Below are 24,169 nucleotides of genomic sequence, written 5' to 3'. Positions count from 1 at the left end.
AGGGGTTTGCATTATGTCCGAGCCGTGGCACAGCCTTCCGAGACCGCTGGCGGATGATGTCGCAGGGTGCTGGAAATCGGTGTTTCCGGATGGAATTCCGGCCTGGTTAACCTCATCGGAAGGCATGGATGACGCAGTGGTAGCTACGGCAATTTCCCGCAGCCTGTTCCTGCGCCAGACCCTGGAGCGCCATGCCGGGCAGATTCAGGCCCTGGTGGTTTCCCGTTCGCTGGCGGAGCCGACCACCCCTGACTATCTGCAAGATCGTTGGCAGGATTATCTCTCCGAGGTCGACAGCGAATCGGAGCTGCATTCGGCCCTCAGGCAGTTCCGCATGGAGTCCCAGTTCCGAATTATCTGGCGGGATCTGATGCGCTGGGCGGATCTGGCAGAAACCATGGCAGCGACCAGTGCCTTCGCCGATATTTGTATTGATGGCGCTCTCAGCTGGCTATACAGCGACGCTTGCGAGCAATATGGCACACCTCGCGGGGCTGATCCGGTGACCGGCAAGGAAGCAGACCAGAAAATGGTGGTCCTTGGCATGGGCAAGCTGGGTGGTCGGGAGTTGAACGTCTCCTCGGATATCGACCTCATTTTCGCCTTTCCAAGCAAGGGGGAGACTGTTGGCGGGCGTCGCTCGCTGGATAATCAGCAGTTTTTTGTGCGGTTGGGGCAGCGACTGATCCAGGCACTGGATCAGATAACGGCGGACGGCTTTGTCTTCCGTGTGGACATGCGGCTTCGGCCCTATGGCCAGAGCGGTGCCCTGGCTCTGAGTTTCGCGGCACTGGAGACCTATTACCAGGACCAGGGCCGTGACTGGGAGCGCTATGCCATGGTCAAGGCCCGTGTGGTGGCTGGCGACCAGAGGGCCGGCCAGGTTCTGATGGAGAGCCTGCGTCCTTTTGTCTATCGCAAGTACATCGATTTCAGCGCCTTCGAGTCCCTCCGTAGCATGAAAGCCATGATCGGTCGGGAGGTGCGCCGAAAGGGACTCGAAAATAACATCAAGCTTGGTAGCGGCGGTATCCGCGAAATTGAGTTTGTGGTACAGGCATTCCAGCTCATTCGTGGTGGGCGGGATCGGGAGCTTCAGCAGCGGGAACTGCTGGTCATCCTGAAGGAACTCGAGGAATTGGAGCTGTTGCCTTCATCGGTGGTGCGTGAGCTGCGCGAAGCCTATGTGTTCCTGAGGAACCTGGAGCATGCGCTTCAGGGTATGGAAGACAAGCAGACCCAACTTCTGCCGGAGGATGAGCTGTCCAGGGCACGGGTTGCCACAATCATGGGGTTCGAGACCTGGCAGGCGTGTGAGCAAAGTCTCACCGAGCACAGGGCACGCGTGGCCACCCATTTTGCCAATATCATCGCCACCGAGGATGAAGAGGATGACGGTGAGAAGTCGCTTGAAGAAGGCTGGTTCGAACTCTGGCTCGCTGAAATGGAAGAGGGCGCAGCCGCTGACTGGCTGAAATCCCGTGGCTATGAAGCCCCCGAGAATACGTTGGCGGAACTGGCGGAACTACGCGACAACCGGACCGTACAGAACCTTCAAACCCAGGGGAGAAGACGGCTCAATCAGTTTATGCCTATGCTGCTTGAGGCGCTTACCCAGGTCGATAACCCCTCTGAAACCCTGTCGAGGGTGTTGCAGCTGGTCGAGGCCATCCTCCGTCGAACCGCCTATATGGTGTTGCTGATTGAGAACCCGGGCGCCTGTACCCAGTTGGTCCGGTTGTGCAGTGAGAGCCCCTGGATCGCCCGGCAGCTGGCAGAAACGCCGCTGTTGCTGGATGAACTCCTTAACGCCGAGAGCCTTTACAGTCCGCCTGCAAAGGCAGAGTTGCAGGATGATCTGCGCCAGCAGATGCTGCGGATTCCGTTTGAGGATCTGGAAGAGCAGATGGAGTCGCTGCGGCATTTCAAGAAGGCCCACATTTTGCGGGTGGCGGCATCGGAGCTAAAAGGCACGTTGCCGTTGATGAAGGTCAGTGATTATCTGACCTGGATCGCAGAGGTTGTTCTGGACCACGTCGTGGACGTGGCCTTCGCCAATCTGGTCAGCCGCCATGGCTATCCAAGAAGGAAAGATGGTTCTGCCTGTGAGACCGATTTCGCCATCATTGGTTATGGCAAGTTGGGTGGGATTGAGCTTGGCTACACCTCCGACCTTGATCTGGTATTTGTGCATCAGGCTGATCCGGAGCTGGCGACCGATGGCGAAAAGCCCATCGATAACGCGGTCTTCTACACCCGGTTGGGTCAACGGATTGTTCACATCCTCAATACTCAGACTCCGTCAGGCCAACTCTACGAGGTTGATATGCGCTTGCGGCCCTCTGGCAACTCGGGGCTTCTGGTAAGCACATTACAGGCGTTTGAAAAATATCAGCGGGAAGATGCCTGGACCTGGGAGCATCAGGCGCTGGCACGCGCCCGGGGTGTCGCCGGCTGCAGTGAAACTCTCGAAGCCTTTGAATCCATCCGCCACGATATTCTTTGCCAATCCCGCGACCGTGAAAAGCTTCGCAAAGAGGTGGTCGACATGCGTGAGAAAATGCGCGCCAGCCTCGCCACACCCGAAAACCGGCAGGCCGAGGTGTTCCATATCAAGCACGATACTGGTGGTATCGTCGATATCGAGTTCATGGTCCAGTATCTGATGCTGGCCTGGTGTGCCGAGCATCCGGAGCTGACCCAGTGGTCCGACAATATTCGCCAGATGGAAGAGCTCGGCCGTGCGGGTGTGATGGCTGTGGACGATGCCGAGAAGCTCCGGGAAACCTTCATCGCGCTTCGCTCGACCATCCATCGGAGGGCGCTTCAGAATCTCAATAGCCAGGTGGAAGGCGATGCCTTTACAGAGGAGCGTGACTACATCCGCGCCATGTGGAAAAAAGTGATGATTGATGCTTGAGGCAAATTCAATTCCGGCAGATTTTCCTGCTAGAATGCCGGTTCCCCCGAAAAACGCTTTTTTAGGAGCAATGAAGAATGTCGATGGCTGATCGCGATGGCGTTATCTGGCTGGATGGTGAAATGGTTCCCTGGCGGGAAGCCAAGACGCACGTCCTGACTCACACCCTGCATTACGGCCTTGGCTGTTTTGAAGGTGTGCGGGCCTACAATACCGCGAACGGTCCGGCTATTTTTCGCCTGAAAGAGCATACTGATCGACTGTTCCGTTCGGCTCACATTCTGAACATGAAAATGCCGTTCAGTAAGGACGAGCTGAACGCCGCCCAGTGTGCGGCAGTGCGGGAGAACAACCTGGATGAAGCCTATCTCCGCCCGATGGCGTTTCTGGGTTCCGAGGGCATGGGGCTGCGGGCCGATAACCTGAAAGTGCACGTGATGGTTGCAGCCTGGAGCTGGCCCTCCTACATGTCCCCGGAAGCAAAAGAAATGGGCATCAAGGTGCGCACATCGTCTTACACGCGCCACCATGTGAATATCACCATGTGCAAGGCCAAGGCCAACGGCAACTACATCAATTCCATGCTGGCGCTGAATGAGGCCATTTCCGGCGGGGCCGAGGAAGCGCTGCTGCTGGACAACGAAGGCTACGTTGCCGAGGGCTCCGGGGAAAACATCTTTATCATGCGTGATGGTGTGCTGCACACGCCGGAGCTCACCTCTTGCCTGGAAGGTATCACCCGCGCCACCATCCTGGACTTCGCCCGCGAGCTGAACATTCCGGTCAAGGAGCGCAGGATCACCCGTGATGAGGTCTATATCGCAGACGAAGCCTTCTTTACGGGCACCGCGGCCGAGGTATTGCCGATCCGCGAGCTGGATGGCCGAGTGATCGGCGCCGGCAAACGTGGCCCGGTGACCGAGAAGCTGCAGGGCATGTACTTTGATGCGGTCAAGGGCAAGCTGGCTGAGCACAGTGGCTGGCTGACTCACGTAAAAGGCTGATTCCAGAAAAAGTCGCAAGCCGCCGTTGACTGTTTCAGCCCGGCGGCTTTGTTATTTAACACACCCTGTTTACTGGCGGGACGAGCACATGGCAGACGTTATCAAGGTACCGGTGTCTTTCGGCGAGGTGCTGGACAAAATCACCATCCTCGAAATCAAATCCGAGCGCATCAAGGATGAAGCGAAGGTCAAGAACGTTCGTCTCGAACTGGACGAACTGAGCGCCACCTGGGACGAGGCGGTAAAGGACAAGGCGGCGGAAATTGCCGGTCTTCGCAAGCAGCTGAAGGCGGTGAACGAAGAGCTGTGGGTGATTGAAGACGACATTCGTGATCAGGAGGCCGCCCAGGATTTTGGCCCGAAATTTATTGAACTGGCCCGCGCAGTGTACGTCACCAACGACAAGCGTGCTGCCATAAAGAAAGAGGTCAACCTGGCCCTGGGATCACGTTTCGTGGAAGAGAAGTCCTACCAGGACTACACCGCCCGTAAGTGAAGCCCGGGGCAGATTAGCGCTCAAAAACGGCGCCCGCGTCAGGTAGACTCGGGCCCCGTTTCTGGATCGGGCGTTACGTGTGCTTCAACCCACCGATCCAGCATCTCCGTTGCATCCGCCACCGTAATCAGTTCCATTGCCCCCTCGAACTCTGCTTTGGCCCCCCATCGAGCCTGTTCCACCGTTTTACCAGTGAACTTTTCAAGTGCTTCTGGATACCGGTTCACACACCACTCAAGAGAATTGTAGGGGCCTGACCGGTACGGATTGCTGGCGGCAAACAACCCAAGCACATCGGTACCCACTGCACTGGCGATATGTGCCGGTCCGGTATCGGGGGCCACCACCAGGTCGGCGTGAGTCATCAGCGCTGTGAGCTGTTTGAGGGTGTCCTTGCCGCAGATGTTGTGGGCTTTCTCCTTCATCGCGGCTTCAATGGCAGCGCAATACTCGGCCTCGAACGGGGCAGGGCTTCCGACCAGGATCACCTTCATACCGTGCTTTTGAACTGCGTGATCGGCCAGCTGCGCGTAACGCTCGGCAGGCCAGTTACGCAGGGTGTGGCTGGCACAGGGGCTGATCACAAGGTTTCTGCGATCAGGCGCCAGTTGATCGCTAGCAAACTGGTGGTCTGATTCACTCAAGGGAATCTGCCAGCGCGGTGGTGCCGGGTCTAGCCCCAAAGGCTCCAGGAAGCTGGCCAGGCAGTCGCGAACATGCTGTTGCGGAGCCGGTTTGATTCGGCGGTTTATAAACAGACTGTGAAGATCCTTGCTGCGGGCCTTGTCATAACCAATTCTGGTGCGGGCGGGAATGCACGCGGCAGCGAGGTTGGCTCTGAATGCTACCTGCATATGCAGCAGTGCGTCGAATTTGCGCCCCTGCATCTGTCTGCGAAGCTCCGCGTACCCTTTGCGCCCGGCCTTCTTGTCGAAAACAATGAACTCAACACCGGGCAGATCACCGATCAGCTTGGCTTCGATCTTGCCGATAACCCAGGTGATATTTACCCCGGGAAGCTGCTCCTGAAGGCTCAGCACAACAGGTATCACGTGGGTTACGTCACCGATGGCGGACAGGCGAAGAATGCAGATGGAGTTCATCAGATATTGATCCGGTTCAGGTTGTGGCCTGGGGCTGTGGAGCTTAGTCGGCAATCATTGGTAAACTGGCCGCCATTCTAACGCACTCGCGCGTGTCCGTCCTGGCGTGAGCGCGTAAGGTGTGTTCTTTCTGTTTCGGTGGCCGGGGACCCAGCATGGTGGAGTCTGAAATCTGTATTCGGGAAAGGGCTTCGGCAATGCTGATTCATCCCGATTATGAGGGCAGGGTTACCCAGGACTGGTTCAATGCCGCCACCTGGGGCGATCAGGCGAGGCCGGTGAGTAGCGGCGGTCGCGGCGGCGCCTGGTTCTTGCAGGCCGGAGAAGACAAGCTGGTGCTTCGCGAATATCGCAGGGGTGGTTTGGTGGCGAAATTTGCCCGATATGCCTATGCGTTCACTCGTGAGGCCGATGTGCGATCCTTTGCTGAATTCCGCCTGCTGAATGCAATGCTCAGCAAGGGGCTTCCCGTACCCCGTCCGGTGGCAGCCTGGTATCGGAAACTGTCACCGATTCAATACCGGGCCGCCATCATCATTGAGCGACTGGAGAACACTTCACCATTAGCTGATCTTATTGCCGAACTGGACGGTGATGCCTGGGAGTCCATCGGAGAAACGATTCGTCGATTTCACGACGCGGGTGTCATGCATGCTGACCTTAACTGCTTCAATGTACTGGTTCGGGGCGACGAATACTTTCTGATTGATTTCGACAAGAGCCGACTTACTGCAGACAGTGCGCCAGCCCGCTGGAAAGAGGCGAATCTTGATCGCTTCTCGCGGTCACTGGTGAAAGTCGCCGGAGAACACACCCGGGCGAAGGTCTGGAGTTATTTCATGAACGGATATAACAGGGGAATGGCCGCTTGACCAATCCACGACAGGGCGGATCGCTTCCGTCAATACTATGCCTTACGGATGCCTGCGATCGTCCGGAAACTGAACTTTTTATCGGACTCAGAAAAGCCGGATTTGACCTCGACGTCATGTGTAACCCCAAGGGCAGGAATTATCAGCGTCTTGTCGACGAGGGCATGGTTGCCAGTCCCATGGCCCTGAAGAGTCGCTTCGACAAAGGAGGCACCGAGGCCATCCGCCAACAACTGGCCAAGAAAAATTACGAGGTCATTCATGCCTATAATCCCCGGGCCCTGGCCTGCGGATTACGGGCTTCCCGGGGCACCGATATCAAGATCGTCGCCTATCGCGGTGTGATCGGTAATATCAGCTTTCTCAATCCGGAGTCCTGGATTACCTTCTTGCACCCACGCGTCAGCAAGATTGTCTGTGTCGCCGATGCCATCAAGGATTATCTGGCGAGCCTCCGGCTTTTGTGGATGCACATCCCTGAGCGCAAGCTTCAAAGAATCTACAAGGGGCACGATCTGGACTGGTATCAGTCGCCCAAGGCCGATCTCACCCAGTTTGGTGTTCCCGAAGGTGCCTTCGTGGTGTGCTGCACCGGACGGAATACCCCACGAAAAGGCTTCGATGACCTGATAGAAGCAGTCGACAAGCTGCCTGCGGATGTGAACGTAAATTTGCTGCTGGTCGGAGACGTCATTGATAACGAAGAGATTCAGGCGCAGGCCGCTGCCACCTCTCACCCCGAGCGGATCCACTTTACAGGCTACCGCACCGATGCCCCGGCCATCGCCGCCGCCAGTGACGTCTTTGTGCTTCCCTCCAAAGAAAGAGAAGGGCTGCCCCGGGCCGTTATTGAGGCCATGGTCTATGGTGTGACGCCGGTGGTGACCAGTGTCGGCGGCATGCCGGAACTGGTGGAAGACGGTGTCAGCGGTATTGTGGTTCCACCGAAAAATGCCACCGAGCTGTCGGCAGCTATCGAGCGGCTTTACCGCGACAGAGAGCTGTCGGCCAAGCTTGGGCAGGCTGCGCGGCAAAGGATCGCCCAGAATTTTCACACCTCACAGACCGTCAGCGAGACGGGTGAGCTATACAAAACACTCACGGGCAGGGCTTGAATGCGGCGGTATCTGTTTTTTGTCAATCAACCCTATTCCTATTCGATTCTGCGACCGCTGCAGGAAGAGATACTGCGCCGGGGTGACGAAGCGGCCTGGTTTGTCGCGGGTTGCTCAACGGCGCCGCTTCGATCCGATGAGCGTCGTCTTGGCAGCGTAAAAGAGGTTATGGAATACAACGCCGATGCTACCTTTGTCCCCGGGGACTGGGTGCCCTATTTCTTCCCGGGGATCAAGGTCGAGGTATTCCATGGCATGGCTCGCAACAAGCGCGGCCATAGCAGCGAGGACGAAAGTGATCATTATCGCATTCGCGGATGGTTTGATCTCTACTGCACCCATGCCATGAAAGATACGGAAAAGTTCCGTGAGCTGGCGGCCCAATACCAGCATTTCGGGGTTGCCCACACTGGCTGGCCAAAGCTGGATCCTCTGCTATCGCAGCCTGGTGAGGGGAAGAGAAAGCGCTCGGAAAATGAGCTGCCTGTCGTATTTTTCGCCTCCACGTTCAGCCGCTCCGTTACGTCCGCTCCGGATCTGGTGGAGAAAATCGGCGAACTGTCCCGGAATGGTCGGTGGAAGTTCATTGTAACCCTGCACCCAAAGATGGATCCTGCGGTAGTGGATCAGTATCGCGAGCTGAGCGGCGATAACCTCCGTTTTGTCGAAAGCGATGAGGATCTGTTACCCCTGCTTCCGCAGGCAGATGTGATGCTGTGCGATACCTCGTCCATCATGTTCGAATTCATGTTCCTGGATCGCCCGGTGGTTACCTTCAGGACGAAAATGCCGGGCCCCTATCTGATCGACGTCCACGAAGTTGAGGACGTCGAGTCAGCCCTGGAAGAAGCAGTGCAGTATCCCGACACCCTGATGCAAGAAACACGAGCCCTTTGCGACCAGTTGCACAGCTTCAGGGATGGTCGCTCCAGCGGACGGGTACTGGATGCGGTTGAGGATTTCCTGATCAACAAGCGAGGCGAATTGAAACGCAAGCCGATGAATTTGTTGCGCAAACTGAAAGTCAGACGCCGTTTGCGCAAGGAACTTGCACGCATGGCACCGGAAAGCTCAGGATAGATTCTTCGAAGGTCCAAACCGGGAAACGAGTGATTTGAACTGCGCCGCCAGTCCTATTAACGTCTTTGTTGCGAGCACGCCCCTCCAACTGATCAGTTGCTCCGAGGCTCGCTACCATTATGGCTGCAGCGCTGAAACCACGCTTCTTGTCATTGCCAGGCCTGATAACCGGGAGACCGAGGGGCAAATGGCTTTTCTCGCCGAGGCCCTGGGCTGGCAGGGCATCGAAACCATCTATCTTAAGAAAAGTTCGTTTTATCTGCGTCTGGGGGCGGTCGCCAAGGGTCTTTCGCGACGCAAAATCGAAAGGTTGTTCATCGGGAACAAATCCAGCTGGATCCACGAAGTGTTCTATCGGGGATTCGACAGCGAGCAGCTGATTTTTGTGGATGATGGCCTGGCGACAGTAACCTACTACCATGCCATTCATGATGAGGGGATCGCCTCCCGGATCTCACCGGCCAAGAAACGGCTCCTCAGAACCATGGGTATCCGGATTCACCGCGTTGTTCCGGATGTGATCGCCTTCTTTACCTTCTTTCCGTTACCGAGCTCCGGGCTTGTTCAGGTGCAGGTTCACGATTTCCCGGTCTTTCGTAGAACCTTTAAAACATCAGCCCGTGACAGCAGCCAGACGCCCATGGTGGGGTTCCTTGGCCAGCCTTTTGGTGGTGAGGATCGGCTTGCGCAACTGAAACTGCAGATTCAGCATGTGGTGGAACGTCATCCTGATAGCCGCGTCGTGTACTTTATGCACCGAAAGGAAAGCCGGGAAGAGTTGGAGGCCTTGCTGGCGGAATTTCCGCTCGAGATACGGCAGGCCGGTCGTCCGATAGAGGTGGAGGTAGCCCTGTCCGGAGAAACGTATCTGGCGTTCTACAGCTTTGCTTCAACCGCTCTGTTTACCCTGAAAAAGATTTTTCCGGAGATCCGGGTGTTCCAGATTGATGACGCCGCACTGGGCGCACGGCTTCCCTATTACGAGGAAATACGGTGTATGTTCAGGAGCATCGGTGTGGAAACGACGCTCCTCCGGGGATCACGAGTCTTCAAAGCGGGCCGGCCGTTCCAGAGTCCATAACCCCGCATACTTGTTGAAGGTTACCTGCGCATAGGTCACGGCCGTCAGATAACCCACAGCGCCATCCAGAAAACCGAACCGAATAAAGTACACCTGCACAAACGTCATGAGGCCCCGCAAAGTAGGGTAGATCATGGTTCGGGTTTTCTTGCCTTTACGATGCTTCTCCAGAGAGCCGAGCCACGCATATTTCGCGCTTTTCTCCAGCGAATGGCCGAAATCCCGGTGTGTGTAGTGCGTCAGGCGGCCTCTGAGAGTCTTGATCTTGCGCCCCGATGGAATCAGTATCCGCTCATGTACCAGAGCGTCTGAAAAGCTGACGCCTTCCCTGCGGAACAGCCGGAGCGGGGCTCGACCGCTACGGCCGAAATCCAGACGGCTGCCGTAAATCGTTACCGCCCAGGGAAGCTTGTAGGCGTCCGCGTCAGGATCTGCGAGGTGATCGTTGATCTCCCGAGCCAGCTCCGGTGTGACACGCTCATCGGCATCCAGTGACAGCACCCACTCTCCGGTCGCTTTCTCAAGAGCGCGCTGTTTCTGGATGCCAAAGCCCGGCCAGTCAGTCACTTCAACCACATCGGCCAACTCTCTGGCCAGCTCCACCGTCCGGTCAGTACTGCCGCTGTCCAGAACAATAATTTCGTCGGCAACCAGCCTTGCGGATTTCAGGCAGTCGGTAATATGGTCTTCTTCGTTTTTCGTGATTATGGTCGCTGAAACCTTGCGGGCCCTGTTTCGAACGTATGAGGCGCTTAATTCTGTGAACATGGCCGAGGCGATGGAAGCGATCGCAAGCAGGTAGAAGGTCAGGAACAGGGTTCGATTGAACGTGGCTTCTGTAAGCCCGAACAGGAAGTAGCCGATGGAGACCATGCAACCAGCCGCCGCAAGGTGGGCTGTGGCTGAGTGTCTGCTAGTCAGGTTACGGGCAAAAATGGCCAAAGGAATGAAAATCAGCAGGGCCCAGCTGAGAATGCCCGGAATACCGCTGGTGGCAGCATTATTGAGCAGGTCGTTGTGAGCGTGCCCGGTGCAACAGTCGAGGAAGCGCTCTGGCAGATTGCCAGCCGCGACTTCTGCCTCAATGCGGTGGGAATACCCCCCCAGACCTGCCCCGGACCAGGGGCTTTCTCCAAGCATGTTCAGTGCCTGTTCCCAGACCTCCAGACGAATTTCCATTCCTGAATCCAGGTGGCCGTCATGGATCAAGCCATTGAGCGAATTTGACATGCGGTCGCTGGTGATAATGGCGCCGGTGACGAGAACTGGCACAACGACCAGTCCGGCAGCGCGAAGCCTTTTGCTGAGTAGTGGTACTAGCGCAACCAGAAGAAATGGTAAGGCAATCAGGTTGCTGCGGGTCTCCGACAGCATCGAAATCAGGACGGCAGTCGTTCCACCGATAAAAAACAGTATCGCCAGGCCCAGCCGTTTTTCGCGGACAAAAAACATGGCGCCAACGATGGTTAACATCCCCCCCAGGAGGGCAAGATTTCCAAAGCTGATGGGGTTAATTCCGCCACCAAAACGGGAGTTCATCACCTGACCAAGGGCACCCTGGCGGGCAGCGATGGTCACGAGAAATATCCCGATGACAGACACGGAAACCAGTCCAATGGCCGCAAACGTCGTGCGTGCGCCGACCCTCGCATAGCTGATGGCAATGATCACAGGCCAGAACAGGATAAACCGGGCGTGCGTTCCAAACGTTTTTCCACCCTCGTAGTCAAAGCCTTCCAGGGCCCAGGACAGAAAGCTCACCAGTACGAAGAACCAGAAGGAAAAGTGCAGCAACCTGAGCTCTTTGGGCTTGTCCCAACCGGTTTTGTAAAGAGATTTCCTGGCACTGAGCACCATTCCGGCAATGGCGAGCAACAGAGTGGCGCCGGCCAGGATGCTCGACGACAGGAGCGCGCCGCCAAGCCCGATGATCAGCAGTGCATGGAGGGCCAGTGTCGGGTTCAACATACGCGATCCGGGTTATAGGGATTGATTTCGCCGGGTGGTCGATGGCGCATGCGTTTGTATTCCCACTGATATTGCTCCGGGATTTCCCGCACGCATTGCTCGATGGCGTGATTCATGGCTGTGGTTGCGGCAACAGGGTCTTTGTCGCCGAGGCCCGGGCCAGTCTCCCGAACGACAATCCGGAACCCGGAGGCATCGGGCAGGCGCTCGGCGTAGGTGATCAGCACGTTGGCGCCGGTACGCTGGATCAGCTTGGACACCAGCGTCATGGTTTTCACTTCCATGCCGAAGAAAGGCGCGAAGGCATTGCCTTTGCCCCGGGGTGACTGATCCGGCAGGATCCCTGCGACACCGCCTTCCCGCAGAATTGAGGCGAGCCGGGCCAGACCCCGACGGTCGCCCCTGACCAGTTCCGAGCCAAGGCGTCCGCGGACCTTGATCATGTAATCTTCGAACTCGGGCATATTCGGGGGGCTATAAAGGGCTGCCATTTTGTAACGGGATGAGAAAAACAAACCCGCCAGTTCCCAGTTGCCGAGGTGCGGCGCAAGGAGAATCAGGCCCTTGTCTCCAGCCATGGCCTCCTCGATCAGTTCAAGCCCCTCGGTTTCACGGATCAGGCCAAGGCATTTCTCCACTGGCCACTCCCACATCAAAGGGACCTCGAGCATGGTCATGCCGGTCTGGGCCAGCGAATTTTTCGACATAGCCGCCCGCTCGGTGTCTGAAAGCTCTGGGAGGCAGATGGACAGGTTAATATCGGTGACCTGACGCGACTTGGTGGGCAGTCGCCATACCAGATAACCCACGAACCGACCCACCCGCTGGGCGCCGGCAAGAGATAACCAGCCGGCAATCCTGAGCAGCCCGGCAATGACGAAATATTTGAGCTTGCTCATTTGCGGCCGTACCGATCCTCGTAGCGGACGATGTCATCCTCACCAAGGTAGGAACCCGACTGGACTTCGATCAGTTCCAGATCGATGACCCCCGGATTCTCCAGCGAATGCACCTGGCCAACCGGAATGTAGGTGGACTGGTTTTCGGTGACCAGATAGGTTTTCTCACCGTTGGTGACCCGGGCGGTGCCACTGACCACGATCCAGTGCTCGGCGCGATGATGATGCATCTGCACGGAGAGCTTGGCGCCGGGTTTTACCGTGATGCGTTTGACCTGATAGCGGGCGCCGTTGTCGATGGAATCGTAAACACCCCAGGGCCGGTAGACTTCCCGATGGTTCATGTGTTCATGGCGGCCATCGGTTTTGATTCGTTCCACTACGGTTTTGACGTCCTGGACACTGTCTTTGTGGGCAACCAGCAGGGCATCCTTGGTTTCGATAACTACCAGATTGTCCACGCCAACCGTTGCCACCAGACGGCTATCGGCACGGACCAGCGTGTTCGCGGTGTTGTGGGTAATTACGTCGCCGTTGAGGCTGTTGCCGTCGGCATCCTTGTCACTGACTTCCCAGAGCGCGGACCAGGAGCCAATATCGCTCCAGCCGGCATCCAGTGATACCACCGCGGCCTTGTTCGTCTTCTCCATGACAGCGTAGTCCACCGAGTCCGACGGGCATTCCGCGAAGCGCTCGGCATTGATCCGGGTGAAGTGAAGGTCATCGGCGGTATCTGCGATGGCAGCACGGCATGCGGCCAGGATATCCGGGCGATGGGTTTCCAGTTCCTCAAGGTACTGGCGGGCACCGAACAGGAACATCCCGCTGTTCCAGAGGTACTCGCCGGAATCGAGGTAGCCATTGGCGGTCGCCTGGTCCGGCTTTTCGACAAATTTGTCCACCAGGTAGCTGTCAGGGCCCAATTCGGCGCCCCGGTGGATATAGCCGTAGCCGGTTTCCGGATGGTTCGGGACAATGCCGAAGGTGACCAGTTTTCCTTCCCGCGCCAGCGGAATGGCTTTCTTCACCCCTTCCTGAAAGGCGGTCACGTCCTTGATCAGGTGGTCGGCTGCCAGGACCAGCATGAGTGGATCTTCGGCGTTGTTCTCCGCGGCCTCGGTCAGCTGCAGTGCTGCCAATGCAATGGCCGGCGCCGTGTTCCGGCCACAGGGCTCCAGAATGATCCGCGTCTCTTCGTGGCCGGATTGCCGCATTTGTTCAGCAGCCAGGAACCGGTGTTCCTCGTTGCAAATCAGAAGAGGGTTTGCTGCATCCATGCCCTCAAGCCGCGCAACGGTGGCCTGCAGCATCGACAGGGGGCCGTTGGTCAGTTTCAGGAACTGTTTCGGATTCAGCTGGCGCGACATTGGCCAAAGGCGCGAGCCGGTACCGCCAGCCATAATGACGGGGTGAATCATCTGCACACTCCGGGCTTGAGTTAAAGAATGCCAAGAAAAACATCAAAATTAGGGGCGTCATCTTATCATAAGGCAACCATGATATTGTTCTGACCAGTCCGTAAACCGATTGCCTCGACACCAGGAACTTTGATGAAGCTACCGTTATCCGTTTATTACATCACCCAGGATGAAGAACTGCGATTGCCGGAATCCCTCGCAAAGGTTTCCGGCTGGGTTGATGAAATTATCGTAGTCGATTCCGGGAGCACTGACCGAACCCGCGAAATCGCAGAAGCGGCCGGTGCAAGGTTCGTGCGTAACGACTGGCAGGGGTTTGCTTGCCAGAAGGCGTTTGCTGCCAGTCTTTGCCGGAATGACTGGGTGTTGGATCTGGATGCAGATGAGGTGTTGTCAGACGAACTTGTCGCCAACATCCAGGCCCTTTTTTCAAAGCCGGTTGACCCGGACATTGCGGGATTCCGTATGCGCTGGGTTCTGTCGCAGCCGGACCCACGGCATCCATTCCGCCATGATAAATCGAAGAAGATCCTCAGGCTCTACAATCGCAAAAAGGCGGAGATCGAGCCGGAAAAAGACAGCAACAATGACCGGCCGCAGGTGAAAGCTGGACGGGTTGTTGAGCTCAAGGGCGATGTGTTACATCGCACGCTGATTTCCCTGGAGCAGATGGAGCGAAAGTACTGCCAGTTGTCGACGGAGCAGGCCCGCTTTCTGGCCGCAAAGGGGCGACGAATTTCCAGTGCCCGCCTGTTCGCCGAGTTTCCCGTGAAGTTCCTGAAATATTATCTGCTTCATCGCCAGATCCTGAATGGCTGGTTCGGGCTTAGCGTTTCCATTACTGCAGCCAACAGGAACTTCATGCGCCTGGCCAAGGCTCGGGAGATGCAGATGCTGTCTGAATTCGAGAAGGAAAATACACGCTAGGTCGCCACCGGGCATAGCCGCCATCAGTTCGCCCGGCGCTCGCCCATCGCCCTCAGGTAGAGCGCTTCCGTTTGCTCTGCCATGGCAGTGATCGTGAGTTTTTCGCGGGCAAATGCGGTGGCCGGTTGCTGGCTCCGCTTCAGTGCCTCCAGATCAGCGAGCGCTTGCGCCATTAAATCGGCGAGGTCCCGATCTCGATAACCTGCGCTGAGAGCCGTTTCTGGAAGAATATCCCGTGGTCCAGATACCGGAGTTGAGACAACAGGGCAACCACCAAGAAGTGACTCCGCCAGCACATAGGGAAAACCTTCCCGCTCGGAACTTATTACCGTCAATTGGGCCTCTTCGTAGATGGGTGCCAGATTTTCCCGGAAACCTGCCAGAGTGATCGAGTTTTCCAGTTTCAGTTGGCGAATCAACTGTTCAAGCTGTGACTGCTGGCTGCCCTCGCCAAAAATGGTCAGATGACAGTGATCTGCGGTGCTGCCGAGCATGGCCCAGGCTCTGATCAGCGCATCAAAGCCTTTGACGGTTTCGAGTCGTCCCACGGCGATGACATTGGTGACTCCCGAGGGGAGCTCCGGGCCATCGACGGTTGTCATTTGTTGGTCCCTAGGCTCCACACCGTTGTAGATCAGGTGTTTTCTGGGGTGTCGCAGGGACGCCAGAATCCGGGGGCTTACGGCAATGACTTCGTCGAGTCGATCAAATGCCTTGTGACTGGACTTGGTGCCGTGCACCGTGCCGACCCGTACTCGGGTAAGTTTTCCGGTTTTGGCTACCAATTGCGCAGCCTTGTTGCCCTGGGCGTGAACAATATCGGGTGACAGTTCGCGAAGGCGCCGGCGGAGGGCAAGCTGAAGCCAGAGATTCCGCCGCCCGAGTTGAACCGGCAGTGGATGAAACTGGACGCCGGCAGAGAATCTTTCCCGATAGGTTTTATGGCCGATCACATGGACGCAATGCCCACGGTCGGCCAGCGCTTTCGCCAGATCCGCAGTGTGCTTTTCCATACCGCCCCAGGTTGTGCCGGGCGTGGCAATCAGCAGGGCAATCGTTAATCGGCGTGGTGACGTCATGATCGACCGGCGGCGCTCTTCAGAACCATCTCATAAACTTTCAGGCTCGCTTCGGTCTGTGCTTCCAGACGGAACCGGTAGGGAATCTCGATGACCGGAGGCTCGGTATCCAGCATACGCAAAACGGCCTGAGCGAATTCTTCGACGTTGTCTGGCGTCACCAGTCCATCCCTGAAGCACGCCTGCAGGGTTTCCGCCGCGCCGCCCCGGTTGTAGGCCACAACTGGTGTTCCTGAGGCCAGGGCTTCGGTCACTGTCCGGCCAAAGGGCTCGGGCTTGGTGCTCATATGGCAGACTACGTCGGAGAGCAGGTACAGGTTGGTCATGTCATTGCGCTGGCCCAGAAAGCTGACATTTTCGGTCAGGCCCAATCGCGAACGTTCCTTCTCCAGTTCATCCAGGAAATGCTCTTTGCCGGGTTCTGCGCCACCCACAATAATGCCGTGGCAATCAGGCCGCGCCTTCACCAGCTTCGCCATCATGGCCAGGAAGTCCAGCTGGCCTTTCCAGCGGGAAATCCGCCCCGGCATCATGATGATTTTTTTTCCGGCCAGTTGCGGATACTGACGGAACCAGCGGTCGAGCCATTGTTGTGGAAGCTCCCGCTGATGAAAGGCATCCACATCCACACCCCTCTGGATGACCGTCAGTTTTTCCTCGGGGACCGGGTAATTGTTCATCACGTAATCCCGCACGCACTGGGAGACTGCGATTATGTGATCGGCGCGGGTCATGATGGCGCTATAGGGTGTTACCGAGTACATGCCGTGGAAGGTTGAGACAACCGCCGGTCGCTCGTGCCTCGGGATGCTTTTCAGGGCCAGGAAGATAATCCAGGCGGGCATGCGCGAACGCACATGAATGATGTCGGGCTTCAGTTCGAGGAGCAGTTTTCGCATCGGCAGGATTTGCCCGAAGGAGGCGGGACTCTTCCTGTGTATCGGCATGAAAATATGCTTCGAACCTTGCCCCCGCAGTTGCTCGGCCATGGGGCCACCCTTGGAGACAACAAAGGATTCGTGGCCACGTTTGACGAGATCGGCGGCAAACTCAACGGTGCCTCGCTCCACCCCGCCACTGTACAGTGCCGGAAGTGCCTGAAGAATTCTCAAGGTTGGTTCCCCTTGTGCAGGCGTTGACTGGTTTTCTGGTTCTTTGCGAGCAATCCGTTTTCAATGACCCAACGCGCCGCGCGGTTGGCTTCCCAGAGCGACCGGTCGTGGTCGGCCTGGCCCGCCATAACGCTGGCGTGGTCGGTCCACTGGGCAACATACCCGCTCCGTACCAACCGTTCCACACCTTCCACAACGCGGCTCCCGGATCTGGCAGGCAACTCGAAAAGGCCCGTTGGCACCCCGGAGGTTGCCGCCTCACAAACCATGGACATGCTGTCCGGGGTGACCCAGACCGCTCGCGAGGCCGACAATTGATGGCTCAGCCAGTCCTCGTGGGTCTCGTCCGGATGAACAACGGTAATCCGCAGCCCGGCCATTTCGTCAAGGCGTTCCTGCATGGGCTCTGGTGTTCTCCGGGAGGTGCTGATGGTCCACCGCCAGTCGGGGTAATGACCGATCAGGTGGGATATCTGGCCGAGGACAACATCGTCGTCCCAATCGAAATGGGGGGAAGGCCCGCCAATCAGGAGTAATGCTTCCCGTTTCTCGGTGATTCTGGCCAGGGGGGTGATGGTATTCAGAACGCCCTCGGTTAGCAGTACCCGCGGGCCTGGATGGACGCGATCATGGGCCGGAATCAGTGCGCCGCTGACCAGAGACAGCGGGAATGCGGGCTTCATGATGACCAGTGACCGGCTTCCACGAAGTTTTCGCAGCGCAAGCAATAGTCGATGCGTGCCGGATCCTGCCGCGACGACAAGATCGGGGCGCGGCAATGACTCCTGCATGCGCGGTGGCGATCCCAGGACGGCCCGCCAGAGCGGAATTTTCATGGCGGAGGCGTCGACCCAGTAGGTGCTTGCGCCGGTCAGGACGCGAAGCCGGTTGCCAAGCCCCTTCAGCTGGTTCCGGTGGCCAGGTTTGCTGTCTGTCAGAAGCCACACCACCGGTGTGGATGCATCCTGCGTTCTGGACTCTGATTTGGCCATGGTGTTCCGGCATGCACTGCCGGCCTCCGTATTGCCAGGGTTCTGGGTTACCGGCGTTTGTAGAAGCCAGGGTCGTTCTCGTCCGGACGGGTCTTGAATCGTCGATGCATCCAGAGATACTGATCAGGCGCTCGCCGCACCTCTCGCTCGATAGTCTGGTTGATCAGTGTTGCATCCTGAAGATCATCCCCACTGGGGAAGTTCTCAAGGGCCGGGTGGAAATATATGTCGTAACCCGGTCCATCGTCGCGCCGGAAATGACTGAACGGAACCACCTTGCATCCGCTGCGCTCCGCAATTCTGGATGTGGCGGTAATAGTGCCCGCCGGTATGCCGAAGAATGGAGCAAAAACAATATCCTTACGGCCATAATCCTGATCGGTGGCATACCAGACCGCACGGTTCTTCTTGAGGCTGCGGAACAACCCTCGGAGGTCTCTCGCGCCCAGCACAGTTCCGTATCGGCGTTCCCGGGCCCTCGTCATGACCGCGTTCATCAACGGATTGTTGTGATCCCGTTGCATAACGTCTGCTTCAATGAATTCGGTTACCAGGCTGCCGCCGAGATCCAGGGTGCTGTAATGCCCCCCCAGTAACAAAACGCCTTTGCCATGGGCCAGGGCTTCCTCGAAGTGTTCAAGGCCATGGACTCGGGTGATGCCCGTGAGTTTCGCCGGATCACGAAACCAGGCGATGCCAAGTTCCAGCAGGCCGATGCCATTGGCGATAAAGGCATTGCGAACCAGCGCTGATTGCTGGGCGGCTGTAAGTTCCGGGAAGCACAGACGGATGTTCACCTGGGCGATGTGCCGACGACTGCCGGCAAGGCGGAGCGCCAACAGCCCAGCCAGTTTGCCCAGCCACCACTGAACGCGGATCGGGAGCCGTGACACACACCACATGAGGGATATGGCTATCCACGTGGGCCACCATCGGGGATGACGGTAGGCGGAGTAATCTGTGTTTCGCGGTAATTTGCGGTATTTCTTTTTCACGTAAAGAGGGTCCTGCCAGGTCTCAGTCGATCAACGGTGACACAATGGCCCAAGCGATCAATCGGAAGCAAATCAATAGGTTTTGCGCTATGATAGCGCACTGTTTTGCCCGGAGTCCTGTGTGCTGCAATTTATCTATTCCCAGCTTATTCGGCTGATTCTGCCGTTCATCCTGCTACGCCTGTGGTGGAACGGACGTCGAGCTCCGGATCTCAGGCGCAACTGGTACCAGCGCCTTGGCATTGTGCCCAGGGCAAGCGGAACGGTGGTGTGGGTTCATGCCGTTTCGGTAGGTGAAACCATCGCGGCTGCGCCAATGGTCCGACGTTTGCTGGTCCGGAACCCGGGTATCACCATCCTGATGACAGCCATGACTGACACAGGCCTGGCTCAGGCGCGCAAGATGTTCGGTGATCAGGTGCAGTACGCCTACGCACCCTATGACACGCCCGGTGCCATCCGACGCTTCCTCGACCGTGCCAATCCCCGAATTCTGGTGATCATGGAGACCGAAATCTGGCCGAACATGATTCGCCAGTGTCGAGCACGTCGGGTTCCTGTGTTTTTGATCAATGCCCGCCTTTCAGAGCGATCCGCGCGGGGATACGAGCGTATTCGCGGGCTTGCCGCTCCTATCATGCGCAGCATCAGTTGGGTGGCGGCCCAGGCGGAGAAAGACGCTGAGAGGTTTCGGCGAATCGGCGTTGCACCGGCCAAAGTCGCCGTCACCGGTAGCGTGAAATTTGACGTTGATATTCCGGAGGACGTGCGAGCAGCTGCCAGGACGCTCCGGCAGAAGCTGGCGGGTAGACCGGTCTGGATTGCCGGCAGCACCCATGGCAACGAAAATGATCAACTGATTGCCGCCCATGTGAAAGTGTTGGAAAAGCATCCGGACGCGCTGCTTATCCTGGTCCCCAGGCATCCCGATCGTTTTGAGTCCGTGGCGGAAAAGACCTTGAAGGAAGGACTGGTGCTGGCCCGACGGTCTATGGGAGAAGACCCGGCCGGGGCTCAGGTCTACCTCGGTGATACCATGGGGGAGTTGATGATGCTCTACGGCGCCAGCGACCTGGCGTTTGTTGGCGGCTCGCTGATCGAGCGCGGTGGCCATAATCCACTGGAACCCGCCGGTTGGGGAATTCCCGTGTTTTCAGGTCCTCACTTCTTCAATTTCGAGACAATCTACCAGCGTCTGCTGGATGATCGGGGCGTAAAAGTGGTTTCCGATGCAGACGATCTGGCTGCTCATGTGTCCTCGCTGTTTAGTGATCACCGGGAGCGCGAGGCGATTGGTCTCCGGGCATTGGAGGTTGTTAACAAGAACCGTGGGGCGCTCGACAAAGTGGTGGACGGGATTATTGAGCGGGTTTGATCCATTACCCATTGCTCAGATAGGAAGTTGGCGGGCCGGAGGGCCCGCCCTTAGTGTCACTGGGTCGGGTCGTTCAGGGTTTCTTCCTCATTTGCCAGGGCTTCGATCCCAGGTGCGGCCGCGCTCAGCCAGTTGTTCAGCTCAATCAGGTCTTGAGGGCTAAGGGTTCCTGCAGCCTGCTTCAACTGAAGCGAGTTGATCACATAGTCGTAGCGGGCGTTCGCATAGTCTCGCAGGGCAACGTAATAGGCCCGTTCGGCGTCGAGTACTTCCACGATGTTCCGTGTTCCTACCTCATAGCCTGCGCGGGTGGCATCCAGGGCGCTGCGCCGTGAAACGATGGTCTGCTCAAGTGCCGACGCGGTTTCAACGTTGTTGTTGACTGTCAGAAAAAGGCTTCGGGTGTTCACTCGGACATCGCGGCGAACGGTATTCAGTGACTGTTCCGCAACCGTTACCAATGAACGTTGCTGGCGAACGCCCGCCTGTGTGCCACCGCCACTGTACAGAGGAACGTTCAGGGTCAGCCCGATGGTCGCTTGCGTGCCTTCGAATTGGGTTGGTGAGCCACCGTCGATGTTGGTGTCCCCATAGGAGGCATTCAAATCCACAGTGGGATAATGCCCGGCCTTGGCTTCCCGCAGGCCCGCCTCACTGGCATTGAGCTCGAAGAGTGCAGACTGGATCGACCAGTTCTGCTCAAGGGCAGTTGCTTCCCAGGCTGACGGATCCATGGGATCCGGGCGGCCCAAGGGGAAGTTCTGGCGTAGATTGTCCAGCTCTTCAGCGTACTCGCCAGTCAGCCGGGCCAGTTGTTCCCGGGCAACATTCAGCTGGTTTTCGGCTGCGATGCGCTGGCTTTTGCTGTCGTCGTAGCTGGCGCGGGCCTCATAGACCTCTGTAATTGCAATCAGGCCGACATCAAAGCGTTCCTGCGCTTGCTCGTACTGGCGCTGGATGGCAGCTTCAGTTGCCCGGGCCGTGGTGACGGTATCCCGGGCCCTCAGCACATTGAAGTACGCAGTAGCAACATCCAGGATCAACTGTTGTTGGGCGAGATTGTATTCGGCCCGCGCCGATTCTGTCTGGAACTTGCTGGCGTCGTAACGGAACCAGGCGTCGGCCCGGAAAAGTGGCTGGGTAAGTTGTACGCCGTAGTTCAGTTCCCGGTAGCTGTTATCCTGGTTGGGACCATCCACATCGATGTAGTTGCCCTCACCGAAGGCGCCGATCTGGGGTAGCAATGCGCTTTGGCTGACATCGCTTGCTGCCTGCTGCGCTTCAAAGCTTGCCCTGGCAGCGGCAATACCGGAGTCGTAGGAAAGTGCTTTCTCATAGGTCTCGACCAGATCCATGGAAAGGACGGGCTGGGCCGCCATGAGGCCAATTAGTCCGGAAAGCAATCGCTTTTTCATTCTGTCTCCTGAATACGGTTACGCATCTTTGCCCGGTATCCGGGGCGCGTGTCGGACTGGTAGACACGCTGCTTCGCCCCGATTGTTTCATGGGCCGACGGGTCTGGTTGGCCATTATGGACAATAAATGCCCGCAGCTCTACACTTGCAAATGGCACCCATTCTGGGTGTCATGCTTTACAGATTCGCGTCTTGACGGGGTGCTGGTCTGCTTTCCGAAGAATTGGAAGCAACCGGCTGAGATTGCATCGCAGAACCCGCGACCTGATCCGGATAATACCGGCGTAGGGATTTAAGACCACAGTGCTGACCGACCATAATTCCTCTGGTGAGGAAGAGTGTCCACGGCTCCGTCATACGCGACCCGAAATCCAAAAATTGTTCCGGGAGCGAATGATGAACGACTTGCCTGATTACCTCAGCGATTCCGCCCAGGTGGATTCCGCCGCGATCAAACCCCTGCCAAGTTCACGTAAAATTTACGTACAGGGTAGCCGACCCGATCTACGGGTGCCCATGCGGGAAATTACCGTGCAGGACACGCCCACTGAAATGGGCGGTGAAAAGAATCCGCCGGTGGTGGTGTACGACACCTCGGGCCCCTACACCGATCCGGAAGCCACCATTGACCTGCGCAAGGGCCTCAAGCCTCTGAGGGCCGAGTGGATTGCCGAGCGCGGTGATGTGGAGCAACTGCCCGGCTATTCTTCGGAATTCACCCGCCGTCGGATGAAAGATCCGCAGCTCGATCCGCTGCGGTTCATGGATGAGCGCAAACCGCTGCGTGCCAAACCCGGGCAGAACGTTTCCCAGATGCATTATGCCCGTCAAGGTATTATTACCCCGGAGATGGAGTACATCGCCATCCGGGAGAACATGAAACTGCAGGAGGCCCGGGAACAGGGGTTGCTGAAAGACCAGCATCCCGGTCAGTCCTTCGGCGCCAATCTGCCGCCGGAAATTACCCCAGAGTTTGTCCGCGACGAAGTGGCCAGAGGGCGCGCGATTATCCCCGCCAATATCAACCACCCGGAAATCGAACCGATGATCATCGGCCGCAATTTCCTGGTGAAGATCAACGGTAATATCGGCAACTCCGCCGTCAGTTCTTCCATCGAAGAGGAAGTGGAGAAGCTGACCTGGGGCATCCGCTGGGGCGCCGACACCATCATGGATCTGTCCACCGGCAAGAATATCCACGAAACCCGGGAATGGATCATCCGCAACTCCCCGGTGCCCATCGGCACCGTGCCGATTTACCAGGCTCTGGAAAAAGTTGGCGGCGTGGCCGAAGACCTGACCTGGGAAATCTTCCGGGATACGCTGATTGAACAAGCGGAGCAGGGGGTGGATTACTTCACCATCCACGCGGGCGTACGCCTTCACCATGTGCCCATGACTGCAAAACGCACGACCGGCATCGTCTCCCGGGGCGGCTCTATCATGGCCAAGTGGTGCCTGGCTCACCACAGGGAAAGCTTCCTGTACGAGCACTTCGAAGACATCTGCGAAATCATGAAGGCCTACGATGTGTCATTCAGCCTTGGCGACGGTCTGCGGCCCGGCTCCATTGCCGATGCTAACGATGCGGCTCAGTTCGGCGAACTGGAAACCCTGGGTGAACTCACCAAAATCGCCTGGAAACACGATGTGCAGTGCATGATTGAGGGGCCGGGGCACGTGCCGATGCATCTGGTGAAGGAGAACATGGACAAGCAGCTCGAATGCTGCGACGAAGCGCCTTTCTACACCCTGGGGCCGCTGATCACTGACATCGCCCCCGGATACGACCACATCACCTCCGGCATCGGCGCCGCCATGATCGGTTGGTACGGCTGTGCCATGCTCTGCTATGTCACACCCAAGGAGCACCTGGGCCTGCCGAACAAGGACGACGTGAAAACCGGCATCATTACCTACAAGATCGCCGCCCACGCAGCCGACCTCGCCAAAGGGCATCCAGGCGCCCAGATTCGCGACAATGCCCTGTCCAAGGCCCGCTTCGAGTTCCGCTGGGAAGACCAGTTCAATCTGGGGCTGGATCCGGACACCGCCCGCGCCTACCACGACGAAACCTTGCCGAAGGAATCCGCGAAGGTGGCGCATTTCTGTTCCATGTGTGGTCCGAAGTTCTGCTCCATGCAGATTTCCCAGGAAGTCCGGGATTATGCGAAGGAACATGGACTGGATGAAGTGTCCGCGGTGGATGCCGGTATGCAGGAGAAATCCCGCGAGTTCGTGGAGTCCGGGAGCAAGCTGTACGACAAGGTTTGAACTTGAAGTAATACCCAACTAAAGGCTATCGTTCCAAGTCGATT

Annotated in this window: 19 protein-coding genes and 1 riboswitch; of the genes, 10 read left to right on the top strand and 9 right to left on the bottom strand. The window is 57.5% G+C overall.

Features of this window, described 5'->3' with window-relative positions:
- Positions 1-13: 13 nt before the first annotated feature.
- The 3 genes from glnE to ABNF92_RS07085 all read left to right on the top strand — a co-directional run bounded on the left by glnE (position 14) and on the right by ABNF92_RS07085 (position 4,420).
- A complete protein-coding gene (gene glnE / locus ABNF92_RS07095; protein ID WP_349343826.1) occupies positions 14-2,920 on the top strand; it encodes a bifunctional [glutamate--ammonia ligase]-adenylyl-L-tyrosine phosphorylase/[glutamate--ammonia-ligase] adenylyltransferase in 2,907 nt (968 codons plus the stop codon).
- Positions 2,921-2,997: 77 nt separating this feature from the next.
- Positions 2,998-3,924 (top strand): branched-chain amino acid transaminase, encoded by a 927-nt coding sequence (locus ABNF92_RS07090; protein ID WP_291909304.1) that lies wholly within the window; start codon positions 2,998-3,000, stop codon positions 3,922-3,924.
- Between the two features lie 88 nt (positions 3,925-4,012).
- Positions 4,013-4,420: a DUF6165 family protein gene (locus tag ABNF92_RS07085; RefSeq protein WP_305967115.1), complete on the top strand. Its 408-nt coding sequence runs from the start codon at positions 4,013-4,015 to the stop codon at positions 4,418-4,420.
- A gap of 38 nt (positions 4,421-4,458) precedes the next feature.
- Here ABNF92_RS07085 and ABNF92_RS07080 read toward each other — a convergent pair whose 3' ends face one another.
- Complete coding sequence (locus ABNF92_RS07080; RefSeq protein WP_349343825.1) at positions 4,459-5,523, bottom strand: glycosyltransferase family 9 protein; 1,065 nt, start codon at positions 5,521-5,523, stop codon at positions 4,459-4,461.
- 155 nt (positions 5,524-5,678) lie between these two features.
- On the opposite strand from ABNF92_RS07080, the gene ABNF92_RS07075 reads away from it, so the two are divergent.
- From ABNF92_RS07075 to ABNF92_RS07060, 4 genes are read left to right on the top strand one after another with little or no spacing between them, the layout of a single operon-like run.
- Positions 5,679-6,395, top strand: coding sequence for a 3-deoxy-D-manno-octulosonic acid kinase (locus ABNF92_RS07075; RefSeq protein ID WP_153634790.1), 717 nt, complete (start codon positions 5,679-5,681; stop codon positions 6,393-6,395).
- Entirely contained in the window at positions 6,392-7,510 is a 1,119-nt protein-coding gene (locus tag ABNF92_RS07070) for a glycosyltransferase family 4 protein (protein WP_349343824.1), read from the top strand. Before ABNF92_RS07075 ends, ABNF92_RS07070 begins: the two co-directional genes overlap by 4 nt.
- Positions 7,511-8,590: a CDP-glycerol glycerophosphotransferase family protein gene (locus ABNF92_RS07065; protein ID WP_349343823.1), complete on the top strand. Its 1,080-nt coding sequence runs from the start codon at positions 7,511-7,513 to the stop codon at positions 8,588-8,590.
- Between the two features lie 34 nt (positions 8,591-8,624).
- The gene (locus tag ABNF92_RS07060) at positions 8,625-9,671 is read left to right on the top strand and encodes a polysialyltransferase family glycosyltransferase (RefSeq protein WP_349343822.1); all 1,047 of its coding nucleotides are present in this window, start codon (positions 8,625-8,627) and stop codon (positions 9,669-9,671) included.
- Here the strand turns inward: ABNF92_RS07060 and ABNF92_RS07055 are convergent.
- Genes ABNF92_RS07055 through ABNF92_RS07045 form a run of 3 tightly spaced genes read right to left on the bottom strand, consistent with a single transcriptional unit; the run spans position 9,630 to position 13,956 of the window.
- Positions 9,630-11,639, bottom strand: a complete 2,010-nt coding sequence (locus tag ABNF92_RS07055) for a glycosyltransferase (protein WP_349343821.1) — start codon at positions 11,637-11,639, stop codon at positions 9,630-9,632. The two genes, ABNF92_RS07060 and ABNF92_RS07055, sit on opposite strands and share 42 nt — an antisense overlap.
- Positions 11,633-12,538 carry a lysophospholipid acyltransferase family protein gene (locus tag ABNF92_RS07050; RefSeq protein ID WP_349343820.1) on the bottom strand — a complete coding sequence of 302 codons (906 nt, stop codon included), beginning with the start codon at positions 12,536-12,538 and terminating at the stop codon, positions 11,633-11,635. Before ABNF92_RS07050 ends, ABNF92_RS07055 begins: the two co-directional genes overlap by 7 nt.
- Positions 12,535-13,956 (bottom strand): mannose-1-phosphate guanylyltransferase/mannose-6-phosphate isomerase, encoded by a 1,422-nt coding sequence (locus tag ABNF92_RS07045; protein WP_349343819.1) that lies wholly within the window; start codon positions 13,954-13,956, stop codon positions 12,535-12,537. The genes ABNF92_RS07050 and ABNF92_RS07045 overlap by 4 nt, the downstream gene beginning before the upstream one ends.
- Positions 13,957-14,088: 132 nt before the next feature.
- Between ABNF92_RS07045 and ABNF92_RS07040 the strand changes: the two genes are divergently transcribed.
- Positions 14,089-14,883 carry a glycosyltransferase family 2 protein gene (locus ABNF92_RS07040; protein WP_349343818.1) on the top strand — a complete coding sequence of 265 codons (795 nt, stop codon included), beginning with the start codon at positions 14,089-14,091 and terminating at the stop codon, positions 14,881-14,883.
- Positions 14,884-14,906: 23 nt separating this feature from the next.
- Here the strand turns inward: ABNF92_RS07040 and ABNF92_RS07035 are convergent, their stop codons facing one another.
- The 4 genes from ABNF92_RS07035 to lpxL are packed head-to-tail and all read right to left on the bottom strand — an operon-like array spanning position 14,907 to position 19,061.
- Positions 14,907-15,962, bottom strand: coding sequence for a glycosyltransferase (locus tag ABNF92_RS07035; protein ID WP_349343817.1), 1,056 nt, complete (start codon positions 15,960-15,962; stop codon positions 14,907-14,909).
- Positions 15,959-17,074 carry a glycosyltransferase family 4 protein gene (locus ABNF92_RS07030; protein ID WP_349343816.1) on the bottom strand — a complete coding sequence of 372 codons (1,116 nt, stop codon included), beginning with the start codon at positions 17,072-17,074 and terminating at the stop codon, positions 15,959-15,961. Before ABNF92_RS07030 ends, ABNF92_RS07035 begins: the two co-directional genes overlap by 4 nt.
- A complete protein-coding gene (locus ABNF92_RS07025; protein WP_349343815.1) occupies positions 17,071-18,066 on the bottom strand; it encodes an ELM1/GtrOC1 family putative glycosyltransferase in 996 nt (331 codons plus the stop codon). The genes ABNF92_RS07030 and ABNF92_RS07025 overlap by 4 nt, the downstream gene beginning before the upstream one ends.
- A 47-nt stretch (positions 18,067-18,113) precedes the next feature.
- Complete coding sequence (gene lpxL, locus ABNF92_RS07020; protein ID WP_083231882.1) at positions 18,114-19,061, bottom strand: LpxL/LpxP family Kdo(2)-lipid IV(A) lauroyl/palmitoleoyl acyltransferase; 948 nt, start codon at positions 19,059-19,061, stop codon at positions 18,114-18,116.
- 121 nt (positions 19,062-19,182) lie between these two features.
- Here lpxL and waaA point away from each other — a divergent pair, with 121 nt between their 5' ends.
- Complete coding sequence (gene waaA, locus ABNF92_RS07015; protein WP_349343814.1) at positions 19,183-20,436, top strand: lipid IV(A) 3-deoxy-D-manno-octulosonic acid transferase; 1,254 nt, start codon at positions 19,183-19,185, stop codon at positions 20,434-20,436.
- A gap of 56 nt (positions 20,437-20,492) precedes the next feature.
- Here waaA and ABNF92_RS07010 read toward each other — a convergent pair whose 3' ends face one another.
- Positions 20,493-21,851 (bottom strand): TolC family outer membrane protein, encoded by a 1,359-nt coding sequence (locus tag ABNF92_RS07010; RefSeq protein ID WP_069185130.1) that lies wholly within the window; start codon positions 21,849-21,851, stop codon positions 20,493-20,495.
- A gap of 186 nt (positions 21,852-22,037) precedes the next feature.
- Positions 22,038-22,160: riboswitch (TPP riboswitch) on the top strand.
- An 87-nt stretch (positions 22,161-22,247) separates the two neighbouring features.
- Here ABNF92_RS07010 and thiC point away from each other — a divergent pair.
- On the top strand, positions 22,248-24,125 hold the full coding sequence (thiC, locus tag ABNF92_RS07005; protein ID WP_349343813.1) for a phosphomethylpyrimidine synthase ThiC: 1,878 nt from the start codon (positions 22,248-22,250) through the stop codon (positions 24,123-24,125).
- The last annotated feature ends 44 nt before the right edge of the window (positions 24,126-24,169 follow it).

It is taken from the genome of Marinobacter sp. MMG032 (genome assembly GCF_040112695.1).
Taxonomy (GTDB): Bacteria; Pseudomonadota; Gammaproteobacteria; order Pseudomonadales; family Oleiphilaceae; genus Marinobacter; species Marinobacter salsuginis.
Note: the sequence above shows the minus strand (reverse complement) of the source record. Positions and strands in the feature narration are given on the sequence as shown.

Coding starts and splice junctions, on each gene's coding strand:
- ABNF92_RS07050 (WP_349343820.1), bottom strand. CDS start 12,538: ATGAGCAAGCTCAAATATTTCGTCATTGCCGGGCTGCTCAGGATTGCC.
- ABNF92_RS07040 (WP_349343818.1), top strand. CDS start 14,089: ATGAAGCTACCGTTATCCGTTTATTACATCACCCAGGATGAAGAACTG.
- ABNF92_RS07025 (WP_349343815.1), bottom strand. CDS start 18,066: ATGGCCAAATCAGAGTCCAGAACGCAGGATGCATCCACACCGGTGGTG.
- ABNF92_RS07035 (WP_349343817.1), bottom strand. CDS start 15,962: ATGACGTCACCACGCCGATTAACGATTGCCCTGCTGATTGCCACGCCC.
- ABNF92_RS07075 (WP_153634790.1), top strand. CDS start 5,679: ATGGTGGAGTCTGAAATCTGTATTCGGGAAAGGGCTTCGGCAATGCTG.
- ABNF92_RS07055 (WP_349343821.1), bottom strand. CDS start 11,639: ATGTTGAACCCGACACTGGCCCTCCATGCACTGCTGATCATCGGGCTT.
- ABNF92_RS07065 (WP_349343823.1), top strand. CDS start 7,511: ATGCGGCGGTATCTGTTTTTTGTCAATCAACCCTATTCCTATTCGATT.
- ABNF92_RS07080 (WP_349343825.1), bottom strand. CDS start 5,523: ATGAACTCCATCTGCATTCTTCGCCTGTCCGCCATCGGTGACGTAACC.
- ABNF92_RS07010 (WP_069185130.1), bottom strand. CDS start 21,851: ATGAAAAAGCGATTGCTTTCCGGACTAATTGGCCTCATGGCGGCCCAG.
- glnE (WP_349343826.1), top strand. CDS start 14: ATGTCCGAGCCGTGGCACAGCCTTCCGAGACCGCTGGCGGATGATGTC.
- thiC (WP_349343813.1), top strand. CDS start 22,248: ATGAACGACTTGCCTGATTACCTCAGCGATTCCGCCCAGGTGGATTCC.
- ABNF92_RS07085 (WP_305967115.1), top strand. CDS start 4,013: ATGGCAGACGTTATCAAGGTACCGGTGTCTTTCGGCGAGGTGCTGGAC.
- ABNF92_RS07090 (WP_291909304.1), top strand. CDS start 2,998: ATGTCGATGGCTGATCGCGATGGCGTTATCTGGCTGGATGGTGAAATG.
- ABNF92_RS07045 (WP_349343819.1), bottom strand. CDS start 13,956: ATGATTCACCCCGTCATTATGGCTGGCGGTACCGGCTCGCGCCTTTGG.